This is a genomic window from Marinobacterium mangrovicola (genome assembly GCF_004339595.1).
GTDB classification, from domain to species: domain Bacteria; phylum Pseudomonadota; class Gammaproteobacteria; order Pseudomonadales; family Balneatricaceae; genus Marinobacterium_D; species Marinobacterium_D mangrovicola.
The window spans coordinates 694,098-711,220 of record NZ_SMFU01000007.1 but is presented as its reverse complement, the minus strand read 5'-3'; the positions used below and the strand labels follow the sequence as shown (position 1 = coordinate 711,220).

At 56.6% G+C, this 17,123-nt stretch carries 15 protein-coding genes; 4 read left to right on the top strand and 11 right to left on the bottom strand.

Annotated elements, in window-relative coordinates; all coding sequences use genetic code 11:
• Nucleotides 1–2: 2 nt before the first annotated feature.
• The 5 genes from gspE to CLV83_RS04205 form a co-directional block, all read right to left on the bottom strand.
• Entirely contained in the window at nt 3–1,718 is a 1,716-nt protein-coding gene (gene gspE / locus CLV83_RS04225; protein ID WP_207894722.1) for a type II secretion system ATPase GspE, read from the bottom strand.
• Nucleotides 1,719–2,038: 320 nt separating this feature from the next.
• Nucleotides 2,039–3,730 carry a cation:proton antiporter gene (locus tag CLV83_RS04220; protein WP_132287954.1) on the bottom strand — a complete coding sequence of 564 codons (1,692 nt, stop codon included), beginning with the start codon at nt 3,728–3,730 and terminating at the stop codon, nt 2,039–2,041.
• Between the two features lie 69 nt (nt 3,731–3,799).
• On the bottom strand, nt 3,800–4,738 hold the full coding sequence (locus tag CLV83_RS04215) for a universal stress protein (protein WP_132287951.1): 939 nt from the start codon (nt 4,736–4,738) through the stop codon (nt 3,800–3,802).
• A gap of 282 nt (nt 4,739–5,020) precedes the next feature.
• Nucleotides 5,021–5,884 carry a metallophosphoesterase family protein gene (locus CLV83_RS04210; protein ID WP_132287948.1) on the bottom strand — a complete coding sequence of 288 codons (864 nt, stop codon included), beginning with the start codon at nt 5,882–5,884 and terminating at the stop codon, nt 5,021–5,023.
• Nucleotides 5,884–6,873 carry a diacylglycerol/lipid kinase family protein gene (locus CLV83_RS04205; RefSeq protein ID WP_132287945.1) on the bottom strand — a complete coding sequence of 330 codons (990 nt, stop codon included), beginning with the start codon at nt 6,871–6,873 and terminating at the stop codon, nt 5,884–5,886. The genes CLV83_RS04210 and CLV83_RS04205 overlap by 1 nt, the downstream gene beginning before the upstream one ends.
• 106 nt (nt 6,874–6,979) lie before the next feature.
• Here CLV83_RS04205 and CLV83_RS04200 point away from each other — a divergent pair, with 106 nt between their 5' ends.
• Nucleotides 6,980–8,296, top strand: coding sequence for an MFS transporter (locus CLV83_RS04200; protein WP_132287942.1), 1,317 nt, complete (start codon nt 6,980–6,982; stop codon nt 8,294–8,296).
• A 22-nt stretch (nt 8,297–8,318) separates the two neighbouring features.
• On the opposite strand, the gene zapE is transcribed toward CLV83_RS04200, so the two are convergent.
• Nucleotides 8,319–9,437, bottom strand: a complete 1,119-nt coding sequence (zapE, locus tag CLV83_RS04195) for a cell division protein ZapE (protein ID WP_132287939.1) — start codon at nt 9,435–9,437, stop codon at nt 8,319–8,321.
• 507 nt (nt 9,438–9,944) lie between these two features.
• Here zapE and CLV83_RS04190 point away from each other — a divergent pair.
• Entirely contained in the window at nt 9,945–11,087 is a 1,143-nt protein-coding gene (locus CLV83_RS04190; protein ID WP_132287937.1) for a ComEA family DNA-binding protein, read from the top strand.
• Between the two features lie 55 nt (nt 11,088–11,142).
• Here CLV83_RS04190 and CLV83_RS04185 read toward each other — a convergent pair whose 3' ends face one another.
• Together CLV83_RS04185 and CLV83_RS04180 are read right to left on the bottom strand one after the other, a co-directional pair.
• Nucleotides 11,143–11,655, bottom strand: a complete 513-nt coding sequence (locus CLV83_RS04185; RefSeq protein ID WP_132287934.1) for a paraquat-inducible protein A — start codon at nt 11,653–11,655, stop codon at nt 11,143–11,145.
• Nucleotides 11,655–12,113, bottom strand: coding sequence for a methyltransferase family protein (locus CLV83_RS04180; RefSeq protein ID WP_132287931.1), 459 nt, complete (start codon nt 12,111–12,113; stop codon nt 11,655–11,657). Before CLV83_RS04180 ends, CLV83_RS04185 begins: the two co-directional genes overlap by 1 nt.
• Nucleotides 12,114–12,228: 115 nt before the next feature.
• Between CLV83_RS04180 and CLV83_RS04175 the strand changes: the two genes are divergently transcribed.
• Entirely contained in the window at nt 12,229–12,543 is a 315-nt protein-coding gene (locus tag CLV83_RS04175; RefSeq protein WP_132287928.1) for a c-type cytochrome, read from the top strand.
• A 1-nt stretch (nt 12,544) separates the two neighbouring features.
• On the opposite strand, the gene CLV83_RS04170 is transcribed toward CLV83_RS04175, so the two are convergent.
• Nucleotides 12,545–13,330 (bottom strand): sulfite exporter TauE/SafE family protein, encoded by a 786-nt coding sequence (locus CLV83_RS04170; RefSeq protein ID WP_132287925.1) that lies wholly within the window; start codon nt 13,328–13,330, stop codon nt 12,545–12,547.
• A gap of 114 nt (nt 13,331–13,444) precedes the next feature.
• Nucleotides 13,445–14,089 (bottom strand): glutathione S-transferase family protein, encoded by a 645-nt coding sequence (locus CLV83_RS04165; protein ID WP_132287922.1) that lies wholly within the window; start codon nt 14,087–14,089, stop codon nt 13,445–13,447.
• Nucleotides 14,090–14,189: 100 nt separating this feature from the next.
• Between CLV83_RS04165 and CLV83_RS04160 the strand changes: the two genes are divergently transcribed.
• Entirely contained in the window at nt 14,190–14,786 is a 597-nt protein-coding gene (locus CLV83_RS04160; protein ID WP_132287919.1) for a TetR/AcrR family transcriptional regulator, read from the top strand.
• A gap of 6 nt (nt 14,787–14,792) precedes the next feature.
• Here CLV83_RS04160 and CLV83_RS04155 read toward each other — a convergent pair whose 3' ends face one another.
• A complete protein-coding gene (locus CLV83_RS04155; RefSeq protein WP_132287916.1) occupies nt 14,793–16,871 on the bottom strand; it encodes a methyl-accepting chemotaxis protein in 2,079 nt (692 codons plus the stop codon).
• Nucleotides 16,872–17,123: the final 252 nt, after the last annotated feature.

The window sequence follows — 17,123 nt, the reverse complement described above, 5'->3', positions numbered from 1 at the left end:
CATCACTCCTGAGTCACCCGAATGACTTCTTCGAGGTTAGTGAGGCCCTGCAGCGCCTTGGCACAGCCATCTTCATACATGGTGCGCATGCCATTGGCTCTGGCGGCGGCATGGATGCGGCCGGAATCGGCATGGTCCAGCGCCAACCGGCGAATCTCGTCGCTAATCAGCAGGAGTTCATGAATCACCAAACGACCAAAGAAACCGCTGCCCTGGCACTGATCGCAACCCCGCGCTTTCCACAGCTGCAACGGCTTACCCTCGGCGAACCTATCCAGCCCAGTTTCCCGCACCAGCTCCGGCAAAGGTGTGTAGGGCTCACGGCAGTGTGGGCAGAGCACACGCACCAGCCGCTGCGCCAGCACCGCATTCAGGGTGGAGGTCAGCAGGTAGTCTTCAACACCCATCTCCAGCATACGGGTGATGCTGGATGCGGCATCGTTGGTGTGCAGGGTCGACAGCACCAGGTGACCGGTCAGCGCCGACTGGATACTGATGCGGGCGGTTTCCAGATCACGCATCTCACCCACCATGATCACGTCCGGGTCCTGACGCACGATGGAGCGCAACGCATTGGCAAAACTGAGGCCGATGGAGGATTTCACCTGGATCTGGTTGATCCCCTCCAGCTGATACTCCACCGGATCCTCTACGGTTATCAGCTTACGTTGCGGGGTGTTAAGTTGGTGAAGTGCGGTGTAAAGCGTGGTTGTCTTACCGCTGCCCGTAGGGCCGGTCACCAGAATCATGCCGTTGGAGATCGCCAGTAGCTCATCAAGCTGGGCCCGGCAGGCATCGGTAAAACCGAGCGACTGGAAATCGAACGAGATGTTTTCGCGGTTCAGCAGCCTGAGCACCACGCTCTCGCCATGCATGGTGGGTACGGTGGAGACACGAATATCCAGGTCCTTACCCTGAACCCTGAGCTCGATGCGGCCATCCTGCGGCAGACGACGTTCGGCGATATTGAGCCGCGCCATAATTTTTAGGCGGGAAATAACCGCCGGCGAAAGCTGCACCGGCGGGGCTTCGCCCTCCTGCAGCACGCCGTCCACGCGGTAACGCACCTTGAGCTGATTCTCGAATGGCTCGATATGAATATCCGAGGCGCGCGCCTCGACCGCACGCTGGATGATCAGGTTCACAAGACGGATCACCGGCGCGCCGCTGGCCATATCCATCAGCTCTTCGACGCTCTCCTCCTGCTCCTCGCCGGGGCTCACATCCGCCAGGATATCGCCCATCTGGCTCTGTCCCTCGCTGTAGTAGCGATCGAGCACCGACAGAATATCGGATGCGGCTGCAACTTTTACTGAGACCGGCATTCCCCAGGCCAGCTCCAGCGCCCGGCGGGCATACTGATCGCCCGGGTAGGCCATCGCCAGTTCCAGATAGCCGTCCCGTTCTAATAACGGAATAACGCTGTATTCCCGCAGAAAACGGATAGAAACACGCTCGTCTGGATCGAGCGGGGATTGAAGTTCTTCAAGGGAAAGCAACGAAGTGTCATACAGCTCGGCGAGGGCGCTGGCCAGGTTCTTTTCTGAAACCAGTCCGAGTCGTACCAGTAACTGCGATAGCTGCCCTGACGCTAAAGCGCCGGTTTGCATCTGGTGTACTCGTCCCAAGTCAGCTTCGCTGAGGAGGCCCCGGTTTATCAAAAGTCTGGCGAGTTCTTCCTCATGCGGATCCGGCTGGGCGGAAAATGGATCATTCATTGCCACCCTTCTTGCCCGCTGTCACGGGCTCCGTCTCCAAATATCACTGCCTGTCAGCCTGGGGTTACATAACACTCAACAAGTGTTTCTGTCGGCTGACATTCATCGGCAGGTATCCACAACTATAGCCACGCAACGTGGGCATGAACGCAGTTCAGGTTGAAATTTTGTGCGTATAGATCCCTGCGACATGCGTGAAAATACAGACCGATTTCCGTGACAGCATCGGCGTTATCTGCGTGGGGAATAGATTAAACAGGGCAGGAGGCACTCCAGCTAACCAGTAAGTCAGTGCGCTGGAATGCCTGTAACAGTGTCGCTCAGGACGCCTCTTTGATTCGGTATACGGCACGTTCCGCCGCATCATAAAAGGGTGAAAGAATCATCGTTGCTCCTGCCGCTTTGAGCGACTCGCGATCCTTGAGCCTCTGAGTGGAAATAACGATGCCACCGTCATACTGCTGATCTTTTAAGCCTTCGATCAGGCAAAGGCGCGGGTCCTGATGGGTAATACCGATATCATGCTGCGGCATGGCAGACACCACCCATTTCACCCCCTTCAAAGGGAGATGCCCCACGAATGCAGGATCACAGGCATCGCCGTAGATGGCATCGTTGCCCTCTTCCTTCCAAAGCCTGACTTCGTCCGGATTGAAGTCCACCGCCAAGATGCTGTAGCCCTCCTGTTTCAGGTAGTGGGCGATCGCCTTACCGTAGCGTCCCAGGCCAAACAGAATCACGTCATGGCCATCGCCCGCACTTCGCTCCCTGTCCAGCGCCTGCTCCCGGAAGGGATTTTTGCGCTCGAACACGCCCAGTAGCGGCTCAAGCTTGCCATACAGACCGTGGGAGTAGGTGATCATATAAACCGACAAAGAAATAGTGATCAGCCCGACCAGGGTCACCAGCCCCAGCGACTCCGGCGACACATGTCCAATGGAAAGCCCCATCGCCATAAAAATCAGGGAGAACTCACTGATCTGGGCCACCGTCAGCCCCGCCATAAAGCCGGTGCGTTTGCGGTATCCCATGAACCCCATGATCACCATCACGATCAGTGGGTTACCGATCAGCACGAACAGTGACATCAGAATGGCCGGGGTAATCTGTGATCCAAGCAGCCCCAGATCCAACTCGGAACCCAGCGCGATAAAGAAGAACAGCAGCAGAAAATCACGCAGCGACGAAAGCCTGGCGACAATCGCCTCCCGGAACGGCGTCGAGGCCAGTGAGATACCGGCCAGCAGACCACCCAGCTCTTTGCTGAACCCCAACTGGCTACCGATCGCCGCGAGCAAGGCCGCCCAACCGATGGCAAAGGTGATCAACAACTCCTGGGAATGCGCGATTCGGCTCACCAGCGGGTTAGCCAGGTAACGGATAAACAGAAGCACAGCCCCAAGCATCAGTACCCCGTAAACGACGACCGTACCAACATGCAATAGCACGGAAGCATCGTCTCCACCCTGGGAGCCCACGCCCATCGCTGACAGAACCATCATGGCAAAAACGACCACCAGGTCCTGCACAATCAGAAAACCAATAGCGATACGCCCATGCAGCGAATCCACCTCACGCTTATCCGAAAGTAGCTTGATAATGATAATCGTACTGGAGAAGGTCAGTGCGACCGCCACGTAAAGTGACGTCGTAACATCCAGACCCAGTGCAAGTCCCAGCGTAAAACCGATAACGGACGTGAAGGTGACCTGGCCCAGCCCGGTCGCCAGCGCCACCGGGCCAAGCGTTCTGATCAATTTCAGATCCAGCTTGAGGCCCACCAGAAACAGCAGCACCGCAATACCCAGATCGGCCAGCAGCTGAATGCTATCGTGGGAACGGACGATTCCCAACGCCGACGGCCCGGTGATAACACCCACCGCGATAAAACTGACGATCATCGGCTGGCGCAGCAGTAAACCGATAAACCCCACCGCAGCGGCAAGGGCGATCAATGCTGTCAATTCGTAAAACGGCGAGCTGTGGACCCAGTTCGTAATCAGTTCAAGCATGCGCTCCCCGCCCCTGTCTTCCCGGTAAATTCTGGACAACCCTGTCTCTTACCATCTTCCCGCTCCGCTTCAGTCTGACTTTACCGGCGAGTCGAAGCCGTTGGGTTTAAGCGCCATCAGCGAGCAACTGAGTTTCTGCACGATATTTTCAGCGGTATTACCGATAAGAAAACCGGGGATACCGGTGCGGGCCACGGTGCCCATTACCAGCAGGTGAATCCTGTTGTCTTTAACAAAATCGGGAAGTAGGTCACTGGCCTTACCGCGCAGGTGATGGATTTTATGGGCGCCCTTTATGCCGGATTGCTCAATAAGCTGGTTCAGTTTAAGCCGGTGCTCGTTTTTCGCGTGAACCACCGTTTCGGTCAGCTGCGTATCCGGCACATTAAACCAGACGTTATGACGCAGATAATCCTCCAGCATGTAGTCCCAGCAGGAGACTATATGCAGTTCAACAGCAAAGCTTTCCGCCAGCGAATGTGACAATTGCAGCATCCGTATCGAAAGCACCTCAGCGGACTCCTCTTCGCTCTCGGGATCGATCGCGACGGCCACCCTGACCGGGTTTGCCTCCTTGCGAATCGGGCGACACAACCAGACAGGCACCGGGCATTTGCCAAGCAGGTCCATATCGATCGCCTTGAAGCCACCCTCCATATCACGGGCCTCAGCTTCTTTAATCACCAGGTCATGGGCATCGCGCATAACACGCTGGATAATCTGGATTGACGGCAGATTATCACTGAGTATTTCAATGCTGATCTCCAGCCCGCCCGGGTCCAGAGAAAGCAGCGTTTCGGTGGCTTTAATCGATTGCTCAACCTGCTCCAGCAGGGACTCTTCATATTTGCGTTTGTATTCAGGGAAATCGGCGGGAAACTCGGGGCAAACAACCAACAGTTTTAGCGAGGCCTGGTTTCTCTGCGCCAGGCTGAGCGCCTGGTGTAAGGCCTCGGATTCATCGGCGGTGCCGTGAGCAATATATAAAAGGCTTTTAAATTCACGCATCCCACACTCTCCCTGTCGTTGTAATAATGAAAAGCCCGTAAGGATTTTCTTTAATACTTACCTGGCATTTTTTAGCAGCTTTTAAATCGCACCCACGGGCCTAACGGAATCAAGTAGGTGCCAAACCTTTCTCAAGCATGCTTTTTTAATGGGCCGGGCTCGCTGACCCAGATCACTTCAGGTTCCGAATTGCATAACGCCGCCATCGGGAGATTGCGGGCACGCCTTTCGCTCCAGAGATTGGACCACCGGATCTAGCGTAGATTCAAAGCAAAATGCCGGTCAGTGATGCTGTTTTTTTGCCGGGCGCTCAGGATGATCGGGGCGCTGATACTCCACCAGCGCCCAGCCCTTGTCGTCACGACTGAAACGCCCCTGCTCCACGGGATGGAAAACACCGCTCTCTTTGCCAAGGTCCCAGCGCTGTACCTGCACGATCTGCTCTTCAAGCTGGTCGATCAGGTTGAATGAGTTGGGGGCGCCGAGGCGGGTGCGTGAGGACATGCAGGTACCGGCGAGCAGCATCAGCATGCGGGGAAAAATACGTGGGAAGCGATGCTCGGAGGTGCGCATCAGGGTATCGTGAATATGGCCGCCCAGAACCAGATCGATACCGTATTCACTCAACACCTCCACGGCGCGCCGGTGGCCCCGTGTCAGGTTGTAGCGGTCCTGCATACGCCGGCAATCCAGCGGATGGTGCAGTACGGCGATTCGCAGCTGTGCAGGGGTGCGGATATATTCCGCCAGTTTCTCTCGCAGAAAGCTGGCGTCGATCTCACCATTGATATGACGCCAGCGTGGCGCCGAGTTAAGCGCTATCACCTGCACACCGCCTTTTTCGATGGCAAAGGGGGGTAACCGGCCAAAGGTTTTCTCGAACAGACCGTAGGGATCAAACAGCCTGCGCGGCAGGTTGAAGAGCGATATATCGTGATTTCCCGGCACCGCCACCAGTGGCACATCAGGCATGCGCTCGACAAACGCCCCCGCCTGCTCAAACTCATGCTCCTTGGAGCGCTGGGTAATATCGCCGGACAGGATGATCAGATCGGGCGACAGCGCATGCACCTGCTCCTCCATCTGCTGGCGCACCAGCTCGGGGATGGTGCCAAAGTGCGGGTCAGAGAGGTGGAGGATACGCATCAGTTACCTTCCTTAGATTCACAAACGTCAGACTCTGAAAATCCAGAGTCACGAACATCTTCAGCGGGAACCACAACGTTCAGAGCGCCGCGGTCTATCTTGAAATCCAGCGGGGCGCGAAGCCTGAGCCGTTCACCGTCCAGCACCACCGATACCTTGCGCCGGTCGGGGCCAATCATCAACCGGTCTGCACAGAAACGCTCCAGGCTCTGTTCATCCCTCAGCCTTCGGACCAGGCCGCGCAGGGTCAGCCGGTAGAGCGCCCAATGACTCATCTCGCGCATCACCACCACGCCGAGCTGACGCCGTGCAGCGCATTGCTCCACATCCAGATCCACGCCGCGCAGCTGCAGCGCGTTGATGCCGATAAAGACCATGGGGCTCTTAACACGACGGGTCTGTTCTTCGTCCGACAGGTCCAGATCCATGGTTCGAAATCCACGCACCAGTGTAAACAGCGTAGACAGGATCGCGACAATACGGTGCCGCCCGAAACGCCGGGTATGCTGCTCTCGCGCTCTGATCAACCGGGCGTAAAGGCCGAAACTGGCATTGATGATAAAAGTGTGGCCGTTGACCTGTCCCAGGCTTACAGCACGTATTACACCACTCACCGAGAGCTCAATCGCTTCGGTCTGGGTTTCGGGGATATCAAGATTGCGGGCGAAGAAATTAAACGTGCCGGTGGGAATCACCGCCAACGGAATATCGGTTTCACGCACTGCCTCGGCCACAGCACGTATGGTGCCATCGCCACCCATCGCCACAACACGCCCGCCGTCATCCCTGGCGCCTTTTACCGCGCGACCGATCATCTCTGGCAGATCACTTGGCCGCTTAGCCAGATAACGCCTAAAGCGGATATTGCGCTCGGCACAAAGCTCTTCGAGCTGCCGCCCAGCCCTCGCCGCCGCGCCCTGCCCGGAGCCTGCATTGGCGACCAGATGGATACTGGTTGCCGCTTTCCCTTGCGAATTTTCCATCTGCATTCGAGCGCGTCCTCGTCACAACGTTCCAACAGGCTGTTTTTTAACGATTAGCCGATATATGAGAGACTGGCACAACTCTGCAAGAGAAAGAAGGCGAAATACGGATATGAGCAAACCGCACACTCTGACTGAAGACCTGTACCAGAAACTGGTCAACCAGGAGGACGCCCGCGCCTGCAAGGCAATAGACGATTCAGCCTGCCGCGAAGTACCGGGGAATTTTATGCTGACTCTATTGAGCCAGTTCCTGACCCAGCTTGGCGATGCCCTCTCCAACCCCAAGATCATTCTGCCCTGGGTGCTGCAAAGCGTAGCAGCCCCCCTGTACCTCTTTGGCCTGCTGGTGCCGATCCGTGAATCCGGCTCCATGATTCCCCAGCTGGTGATAGCCAGTTACGTACGCCGCATGCCGATGCGCAAGGGCGTCTGGGTGCTGGGCAGTGTCCTCCAGGCACTATCGATTTTCGGTATCGGCCTGTCGGCCTGGCTACTGGAAGGCGCCGTGGCGGGCTGGTCTATTATCGCGCTGCTGACACTGTTCAGCCTGTCGCGCGGACTCTGCTCCGTGGCCTCCAAGGATGTGATCGGTAAAACTATCCCCAAACGTCAGCGCGGCCAGCTCTCCGGCTGGTCCTCATCGGCCGCAGGCCTGATAACGCTGGGTTTTGGTGCGGCGCTGCTGCTCAGTGACGGCAGTGAGCTGGGGCCCCTCCACTACGGTCTTTTGATGGCCGGCGCCGGCAGTCTCTGGCTGATTGCGGCACTGGTTTATTCCCGGGTGAAAGAGTTTCCCGGTGAAACCAGCGGCGGCAAGAACGGTTTTCTCGAAGCGATGAAACGGCTCGACCTGCTGCGCACCGACAAACCCTTTCGCCGCTTTGTAACCACCCGCGCCCTGATGCTCTGCTCGGCACTGACAGCACCCTATTACGTGGTCCTGGCGCAGGAAAACCTTGGATCGCCGGCGTACCTGCTGGGTCTGTTTATTCTCGCCAGCGGCGCCGCCAGCCTGATCTCCGGGCCTTTCTGGGGGCAATTTGCCGATGTTTCCAGCCGCCGTGTTCTGATTGTATCGGCGGTGATGACATCGGTACTGGGAATCGTGATTTTCGCCATCGCCACGTTCAAATCGGCTTGGCTGAGCCTGTTCTGGTTGATGCCCCTGGCCTATTTTCTGCTCACCATCGCCCATCAAGGCGTGCGCATCGGCCGCAAGACCTACGTCGTAGACCTGGCCGAGGGTAACAAGCGTACCGATTACGTATCGGTCAGTAACACGGTGATCGGCATCATCCTGCTGTTGATGGGACTCACAGGCGCACTGGGGGCGGTAATGGATGTAAGCGGTATTATTCTGTTGCTGTCATGCCTCTGCCTGGCCGGCGCAGGACTGGCCCTTACCCTGCCGGAAACCGATGACTAAGGCGATGCATAACCCTTAACGGCTAAGGCCGATTGAGGCCGAAGCGCGCCAGCTGCATCTCGTTGAGTCGGCTAAGGGTGCGGCGAAAGGCAAACTCCAGGTAGCCGATGGGATAGAGCTCCTCCATCGGTACCTGGGCTTCGATATAGAGCGGTACACCGCGGTCATAACACTCATCGACCAGCGCGATGAAACGGCGTACGCCGTTATCCATCTTCGAGCGGTAAGGTAACTGGCGGTCACCGGTATCGACACGCTCGACAGCATCCTCCGTGCCTCGCGCGATGCTCGGCAGATTGTCGTCGCTGACCAGACAGGGCACTTCGCTCAGCAGTATCTGGCGGAAGCTGTCACACAGCTCGATATAATCGTTGGCCCAGAGGTTAGCCTCGCACAACTGATCGTAGGTCGCCCAGAGCACACGTGAGCTGTGGCGTATCACCTCCACATTACGGTTCCCCGCGCGCACGCTTTCGGCGCTACCCTGGCAACCGGCCAGCTCATGGAAGCAGGATTCCATGCGTAGCGGCTGCTCAGCGTCCTCTACCCAGTAGCGTTCAACCCTGGCGCCAGGATGCAAGCGATGATCCTCGGTCCCCAGCACATCGACCACTTCCATCTCTTTTTTGATCGCCTCGATAGCCGGGAATAGTCGATCGCGGTGATGCCCGCCCTCATAGAGATTGTCCGGCTCACTGTTAGAGGTCAGTACCAGCGTGACCCGGTTCGCGAACAGCAACTGAAAAAGACGGCCAAGAATCATCGCATCGCCGATATCGTTGATGAACAGCTCATCCAGGCAGAGCACCCTCACCTGATCTGCCAGCTCGTCAGCCACCTGCTTCAGCGCATCCTTATGGCCGGTGAGCTCAAACAGACGACGATGGATCGAGCGCATAAAATGGTGGAAATGCTGACGCCGGGCGGGCACATCAAGCCCCTGATGAAAGCTGTCCATCAACCAGGTTTTCCCCCGCCCTACCGGGCCATATAGGTAAACCCCACGCACCGGCTTACGGCCACGCTTGTGCAGCGCCTCGAAACAGCGCTCCAGGTACTCCACGGCCTGGCGCTGGGCAGGATCATCGGTGAACCCGTTTTCCAGGGCCTGAAAATAGATTTCACGGGGCGACTGGGACAAAAACCTACTCCATCGGCATCGATTATAAAGGACACATAGCGGGCGACGATGATCGCCACTTAAGCCGCTGAGTTCAAGTACAGCAACCTGTCACTGGGTTAAATCAGGCGATACTGCGAATTTGGCGGACAACTGTTCAGATCCCGCCATGATATATGCACTAACCTATAGCTAATTATCAAGATCCAATTTTGAGCAAACAAAAATTATTTACAACAATTCAGCTGAATGGAAAATCGTATTCCCGAGTAGTTAAATCGAATAGCTCCACGCAAAGGGAGTGCTAACCTTTTTCATACACCCAATCCCGCCCCCTCTCAAAAGCCTTTTGCACCATAAAAGAGCAGCAAATGTCGCTAATATGACAACCAAATTGCCCCAAATGCGCCTATCAGCCTATTTTTAAAACTGACCATATTTTGCTAACTACCCGTCATACGCCTCGCCTATAATCCCTGTCCGTTCCTGGTCCCACTAACAAGACTCCAATTACAGGTACAAAGAACGATGAACAGCCCCGCCATTCGTTTTAACGGACAGGTTGAATACACCCTCGACGGTGATTTCGCGAAACTCGGCGCGCATCTGGGTATTGATGCTCCTGAACAGATCGCCCATGAAACACTCTCCCTGCAGCTTTGGGCCTGCGACGATCACTTTGATCCAAGCGCGCCGCAGAACACCCGTATTGCGTCGCTCCCTCTGCACCCGGTGCACTATTCCGGCTTCTATAGCGACCAGACTCCTGCACTACCCCCCGCGGGCAACCGCGACTACCTGATCGCGATGGCTCTGGTCGGCGAGACCGCAGAAGGTATCACCCGCATTCACGATCTGGCCCTGTTCAATAACCGGCAGCTGTTCACCCAGCCGCGCCTTCAGGGACATGTTGACTGCCAACTGCTAGAAAGCCGGGTGGAGCTGAACGTCGAATCGATCATCAACCCCCGCGATGAGCTGAACCTTTCCGGTTCTTTGAGCCTTGAGCTCTGGGCCCTGAACACGCCTTATAACGGTGGCGCCTTTGCGGGTATCCAGCTGGCCAGTTGTGAACTGGGCGCGCTGCAGGGTGGTTCCGAATGGCGCGACAGCCGGTTTACCCTCGATAAGGCGCAGGCTCCCGCTGGCGAATGGTCCGTTGTACTGATGCTGCGCGAGTGGACCTCTGCAGGCTACGTGACGCGTGATTACCGCCAGTTGCCGGATCTGATACAGGCACCGCTCGCGCCTGCGCACGTCCTAGAGCAGGAACGCCCGGCGCATGCCGAAGCTGCGCTGGTAGAGCCGGCGGAACTCGAGGCTGCGAAGGTGAACCCGGTTAAGGAGGAAGCTGCAGAACCGAAGGCAAAAGCGCGTAAAGCGAACACGAAAAAACGCAGCGAACCAAGCACTAAAAAGAGCGCAGCCAAAGCCAAGCCTGCAGCCAAACAGGTCAGCAAGAGCACAGCGGTAAAAGAGGCTAAGTCGGAGACTCCTGTATCGATCAACAGGGCTGATATGGATGCGCTGGCCGCGGTGAGAGGGCTCTCTCCCCGCCTGGCCAAGGCGATTATCGCCGAGCGCCCTTACGACAGCCTGGATCAGCTGACCAGGGCGCGTGGTCTTGGAGACAAAACCGTCGCGAAGATTAAGAAATACCTGAGCCTCTAACAGGCCGTTTCAACGCTCTTATAGCAACATGCTGAAAGCGTACGGGCCGGTGATCTTACCGGCCCGCATCCTTCGCTGAGTCAGCCCCCGCACCAACCCCCGGTTTTTCCAGCCAGTTCACGGTCTGCCTTGTTACCAGCATCGTCAGCAGCACGCCGGCGGCAAACAGGTAGAGGCCATAGTGCACCTGGATACTGACGATCACGCCCAGTTTGACGGTAACAATCAACATCGCCACTACCATCACATCCAACATCGCCCAGCGGCCATATTCATGCATCAGTTTCAGATAACGTTTTGCCGTACTACTGCCACGACTGTGTAGCGTCAGTAACCGGATCAACACCAGCAGTTTGGTCAGCGGCAGGACGACACTGAAGCCAAGAATCAATACAAAGAGCAGGTACTGCCCCTGCAGCCAAAGCTGACCGATGCCACCGATAATCGACAGACGATCATCGAACAGCCAGAGCCGAGTCAGCGTCAGCAAAGGTGTGCACATGCCCGCCAGCAACAAGCCTGCGGCCAGCAGAGCGAGCAAACGCAGATAGATGGGAGATTTCAGCATCAGATCCAGCGCCTTGTGCGTTCCATGTAGCGCGTGTACTCGGGACCAAACAGCGACTTAAGCGCGCGCTCTTCCGGGTGAATCTGGAAACGGTTCATATACAGCACAAAGCCTACCAGCCAGAACGGTGCCAACCAGCTCGGCTCATGCAGGCCATAAGCGGCCAGTAACAGCAGGATGCCGAGATACATGGGGTTGCGTGAATAGCGGAACAGTCCTGAATCCACCAGTACGCGGGTCTTCTCCGGCGTATGCGGGTGGAAAGTCGTGCGCCGCCGGTGAAACTGGTACAGCGCACCAAAGCCCAGCAACAGCGCCGCACATACCAGACCGTACTTGAGCCAGGCCAGATCGCTGTTTAGCGGCAATCCAAGCCCTATCCACCGGCTAAGCCAGATCAGTAGCGCACAAACCGCGGCGACCAGCGGCGGCGGACATTTAAGTTCCAGGCGGGACATGTTTCATCACCCTTAAAAAGATAGGGGCACCTTAGCGAAAATCGGCTTAAAGCAGAAGCAGGCGCTACAACGCCTGATGGCTTATGCTTAAGTGACTGATTATAGGAACAAGCTTATGCCGTTGTTACGCCTGCTGTCTCTTGTGATCCTGACCGGCCTGTTTGGCTGCAGCTCGGAACCCGACCCTGCCAACCAGGATGGAAAAGAGCTCTACAGCTACTACTGCGCCGGATGTCACAAGGAGTCAGGCGACGGCTCTTTTCTCCAGGGCATCCCAGCCAACAATCGGACCGAATTCAGCGCAGCGGAGCTGGTGGATGTGATCAGAACCGGCCACCCGGATCTGCCGGATATGCCCCACTTTTCACAGCTGAGTCGGATGCAGGCAAGCGCCATCGCCCAGCATCTACAACGCCAGCTAAAGGAGTAACTCAGGCTGAGACAAACAACGCAAACTGCCGAATGATACCCACCAGACTCACCACAATCAGCACCGTTCCCAACACACGAAAAAACAGCGGTGTCTCGTTACTGACGATATAACGATGAAAGCGCTCGCCGATCAGATGGCCAACATAGGCACAGGGCAACAGCCAAAGCTGGTGAATCAGTTGCAGATCCACTCCTGCGATCAGGAAGGAGACCATTTTGATCGCTACGAGGATAAACCAGAGCACAAACAGCGTATCGCGCAGCTGATGCTTGGCCACATGGGAGGCGTAAACCGCAACGATCAGCGGCGCACCGATCAGCGAGGTGCCGCTAACGTAGCCACCCAGGGCGAGAAAGATATTATCCATCCACGGCCGTTTACTGCGAAACGGCCGGTTAAGCACATAGCCAACGGCGTAAACAATCACGATCAGGAAGATAATGCTGCTCATGATCTCCGCGGGCAGGGTCAGCAGGCCAAACACCCCCACCAGCTTGGGAATGATCATCACCTTCATCGACTTGCCAAGATAGCCCCAGTCGATATTACTGCCGCTCGCGCCCTGGGCTTGCTTGTCACGCCAACCCTGAAACGCAATCAATGAAGAGAAGATCAACAGATGGATGGAGATGATCGGCAGGAACACCAGTGGCTTGTTCACGACCAGCAGCAGAAACGGCAGCGCCAGCACGGCGCCACCGAAACCGAGACCGGAACGGACAAAGCCGCTCCAGACAAAAACAAGTCCAATCAGTGCATACTGCCAGGGAAGAAGATCCGCCATCCGTGCTCTCTAGTGCTATAAAGAAAGCGCAACAGCTTACTCTTTTTCCGTCGTCGGTTAACACCGGCAAACTGTCGGGGCTTGGCCCGGCGGTTGCGCCAGAGGGGCAGATGCTCAGGCGTTGCCGGATAGCACTTTTAGCGACGCCTCCCGCTCACGCATCCGCCCCAGGTAATCGGTTAATGTTTCCGCCTCGGCAAACAGGCGGTCAGCCACCGGCAGTTCAGCCGCGTAATCCAGGATTGGGATCAGCATCGCATCAGCCAGGGTGTAATGCTCGCCGGCGATATGAGACTGAACACCCAGCATCTCGGTCAGGCGGGTAATGGATGCCTGGGCCGCCGGCAAGGCCGCCTCTACCGCCGCCATGTCTACGCTGCCGCCCTCACCTTTCGGGAAGTAGAACTCCAACACCAGATCACGGATCAGCGCATCGTAGTGATAGAGCGCAATCTCTGAACTGGCCTGGTCTACCAGTGCGCGCTCCCAGGCATCGCCCGGTAGCATTTCAGCGCTATCGTAAACGGCATCCAGGTACCGGCAGATAGCACCCGATTCAAACAGCGGACTGCCGTTGACCAACAGCACCGGCACCTTGCCATAGGGGTGCCAGGCGAAATGCTGCTCGCTTTTAAACGCAATCTCCTGGCCATTAACCTCCATCCCCACGCTGTAGGCGATTCCTTTCTCCTCACAGCAGAGCATTACGGTGCGCACGAAGGTGCTGAATTCAGGGCCGAAAATATGCAATTTATCCATGGAACATCTCCAAATAGTTTTTATGTACAGCTGGACTCTATCTTTGCAGGCGGCACAATATGTTCAAGAACATATTTTAGTAGAGAGACGGGATCGCATCATGGCGTGGAGCGAAGATCACAAGCAACGAAGCCGGGAAAAGATACTCACCACGGCGGCAGGACTGTTTGCCAGGCAGGGTTTCGATAACGTCAGTATCGACCAGGTGATGCAGGCCGCCGGTATGACACGGGGCGCGTTTTATGCGCACTTCAGCTCCAAGACCGACCTCTACGCCGAGGCGATCCTGTATGCGGCGAACACCGCAGCCGAAAGCTATCTGCCGCAGGGACAAGCCACGGATCAACAGCGTGAGGCGTTTATTGCTGCCTACCTCAGCGAGGCCCACTGTCAGGGCGCAGATATTCCCTGTCCGCTGGCATTTCTGGTCAGCGACATGGCGCATCAGGATGAGGGCGTACGTTCCACCTGGTCCCAGGTATTTCAGGGGTTGGTCAAACGGTTACAGAACAATACGGGAGAAGGCTCGGCAGCTCAGGCCGAAGAGCAGCAGGCCGCACTGCAAAAAGTGGTCATGATGATTGGTGGCGTCGCGGTGGCCAGGGCGCTGAACGATAACGCCCTGGCCACCGAAGTTCTGGAGGCGTGCCGGGCAGGAGCGCTAAGCACCCCGCCCATTCATCTTTCCGAGGAATAAACCTCGTCAGATTTTGAAACGCCCCAGCTGTTCGTCAATCTGACCGGCGCAGCTGGAGACTTCACTCCCCAGCGATTTAACTTTCTCGGCGGTTTCCGCCAGCTCTGAGGCAGCATCGCCGATCAGCGTGATATTGCGATTGATCTCTTCGTTGACCATGCTCTGCTCTTCAGCGGCGGTGGCCACCTGGGTGGCATCATCGGAGATCGACTCGATACGCCCAGAGGCTCCCTCAAGTCGGTCATAACTTTCCTGACTTTCCTCCACGGTGACAGATACCCGCTCCAGACAGGTTTCCATCTGCGCCACGCTGATATCCACGCCCTGCTTCAACTGGCGGATAAGCTCATCGATCTCAGCAGTAGCTTTCTGCGTGCGAGCTGCCAAATCACGTACCTCATCGGCCACCACGGCAAAGCCGCGGCCCTGTTCACCGGCGCGCGCTGCCTCAATCGCAGCATTCAGCGCCAGCAGATTGGTCTGCTCCGCCACTCCACGGATAGTTTCAACGATGCCGAAGATCGTGTTGCTCTGATCGGCCACCTGGCCCACTGAAGCGGACGCGGTCTGAATCGCATCCGATACTTCACCGATCTCCTGCACCGTAGCGGCGAGCTTCTCACGCACGCTGGTGACCTCGGTGTTGGCCGCATTGGAATCCTCGGCAGTACGGGCCGCACGCTGAGCCACATCGGTAGCGGTGGCAGACATCTCGTTGGCAGCGGTGGCCACACTTTCCAGTTCTCGACGCTGCTCGCTGGTGGAAACCTCGGTGTGGCTTGCCGTCGTGCTAAGTGCAGCAGCGCTGGATTTCAGTTGCTCGGAATGAGTTACCAAATCAGCGATCAACAGGCGGATCTTCTGAGTGAAACCGTTGAACCCTTCCACCACGTCATTGAGCTCGGAGTGGCTGGTACGCTCAAGCTGATGAGTCAGGTCGCCCTCGGCTCCGGCCAATGCCTTCATGCGCAAGCCCAGGTCTTTCAGTGGTCGGGTGATACCGATGGCAAACAGCTGCAACCCGAACATCACCAGCACCAGTACGCCCACCGAAATGCTGAGCAGCGTGACCAGGGTATCCTGACGGGAATCGTCGATGGTGCTGATCAGGTTTTGTAGATCGGCAAATATCACTTCGCGCGGCACCGAGATCAGCAACTCCCAGTTGGCGTCGGCCACCCTGATCGGAAAGCTGACCTGCATGGAATCAGCACCCAGGGTTTTCGTACCGGCATACTGAGTCGACACATCGGCGAGCTTTTTGCCCAGAGAGCCGCTGTACTCATTGGCCGCAATGAGACGGCCCAGCTCGCTGAGCAGCACCACATTGGCCTGGCCACCATAGAGCGTGGCGGCCAGTGCTTCGATATCTTTCTGCAGCACCGGCAGATTGATATCCGCGCCGACAATGCCGATAAAGCTGCCATCGGCCACCACCGGCGAGGTCAGCGAGGTCATCATGATGGAGTTGCCCGGACTGATCTCGTAAAGATAGGGCTCAATCAGGCAGTCGCGTTTGTTCTCCATACCGCAGAGATACCATTCCGACTCGCGGGTACCGTTTTCGTCGCGCTCTTCACTGTATTTGCTCGACGTATCCTCGGTGGGATAAAAGGTCAGCCCACTCTCTTCACGCACCCAGTACACATCCAGGGTACCGGTGTTGGAACTATGGCTCAGATCGCCCCTGTACTCAGCATCACGACCATCGTAGGCGTTGGGTTCAAACTGCGCATAAGACGAGCTGATGACCGGGTTCGCCGCCAGGGCTCCTTGCACCAGACGTTTAACACTGTCACGGCTGAGCGGCTCTGATTCAGCCGTTAGCGCCATTTCGCCGGCAAGGGTGCGCGGCGTCAGATAAGCGCTCTGCAGTAACGAGGTGATCTGTTCGCTGGCCTTGGAACCCGCCAGTTCCAGCGATTGTCGGGCGGCCCCCTCCTCTTTTTCAGAGGCTGAATCGATAGTGATGTCGCTCAGAACCTGCAACTGGCTCAGCGCCACCGCTACCAGCACACCCAGCGCGACCACCAGCGCCAGCATCGAGAAGAGACTGAGTTTGAATCGCAGAGACAGGTTTTTCATCGAATAAGATTCTCCAAAATGAACGGGCCTGCAGCGCCACATGCACAAAAATACGCATTATAGTCTTTTCTAAATTACATAAATTTAATTTTGTTTAAATATGAAGACAGATTGCCATCAACCTGTGAGCGCAAAGTCGTTTCAACACTGAACCGCATACTGACCAAAGACCTAGGGTTTTGTTGGCAACTCAGACTAATACCTAAGTCAAACGCGGTTAATGTTCAGAAAAACACAGCTTTAGACTAGGAT

Coding starts and splice junctions, on each gene's coding strand:
- gspE (WP_207894722.1), bottom strand. CDS start 1,718: ATGAATGATCCATTTTCCGCCCAGCCGGATCCGCATGAGGAAGAACTC.
- CLV83_RS04220 (WP_132287954.1), bottom strand. CDS start 3,730: ATGCTTGAACTGATTACGAACTGGGTCCACAGCTCGCCGTTTTACGAA.
- CLV83_RS04215 (WP_132287951.1), bottom strand. CDS start 4,738: ATGCGTGAATTTAAAAGCCTTTTATATATTGCTCACGGCACCGCCGAT.
- CLV83_RS04210 (WP_132287948.1), bottom strand. CDS start 5,884: ATGCGTATCCTCCACCTCTCTGACCCGCACTTTGGCACCATCCCCGAG.
- CLV83_RS04205 (WP_132287945.1), bottom strand. CDS start 6,873: ATGCAGATGGAAAATTCGCAAGGGAAAGCGGCAACCAGTATCCATCTG.
- CLV83_RS04200 (WP_132287942.1), top strand. CDS start 6,980: ATGAGCAAACCGCACACTCTGACTGAAGACCTGTACCAGAAACTGGTC.
- CLV83_RS04190 (WP_132287937.1), top strand. CDS start 9,945: ATGAACAGCCCCGCCATTCGTTTTAACGGACAGGTTGAATACACCCTC.
- CLV83_RS04185 (WP_132287934.1), bottom strand. CDS start 11,655: ATGCTGAAATCTCCCATCTATCTGCGTTTGCTCGCTCTGCTGGCCGCA.
- CLV83_RS04180 (WP_132287931.1), bottom strand. CDS start 12,113: ATGTCCCGCCTGGAACTTAAATGTCCGCCGCCGCTGGTCGCCGCGGTT.
- CLV83_RS04175 (WP_132287928.1), top strand. CDS start 12,229: ATGCCGTTGTTACGCCTGCTGTCTCTTGTGATCCTGACCGGCCTGTTT.
- CLV83_RS04170 (WP_132287925.1), bottom strand. CDS start 13,330: ATGGCGGATCTTCTTCCCTGGCAGTATGCACTGATTGGACTTGTTTTT.
- CLV83_RS04165 (WP_132287922.1), bottom strand. CDS start 14,089: ATGGATAAATTGCATATTTTCGGCCCTGAATTCAGCACCTTCGTGCGC.
- CLV83_RS04160 (WP_132287919.1), top strand. CDS start 14,190: ATGGCGTGGAGCGAAGATCACAAGCAACGAAGCCGGGAAAAGATACTC.
- CLV83_RS04155 (WP_132287916.1), bottom strand. CDS start 16,871: ATGAAAAACCTGTCTCTGCGATTCAAACTCAGTCTCTTCTCGATGCTG.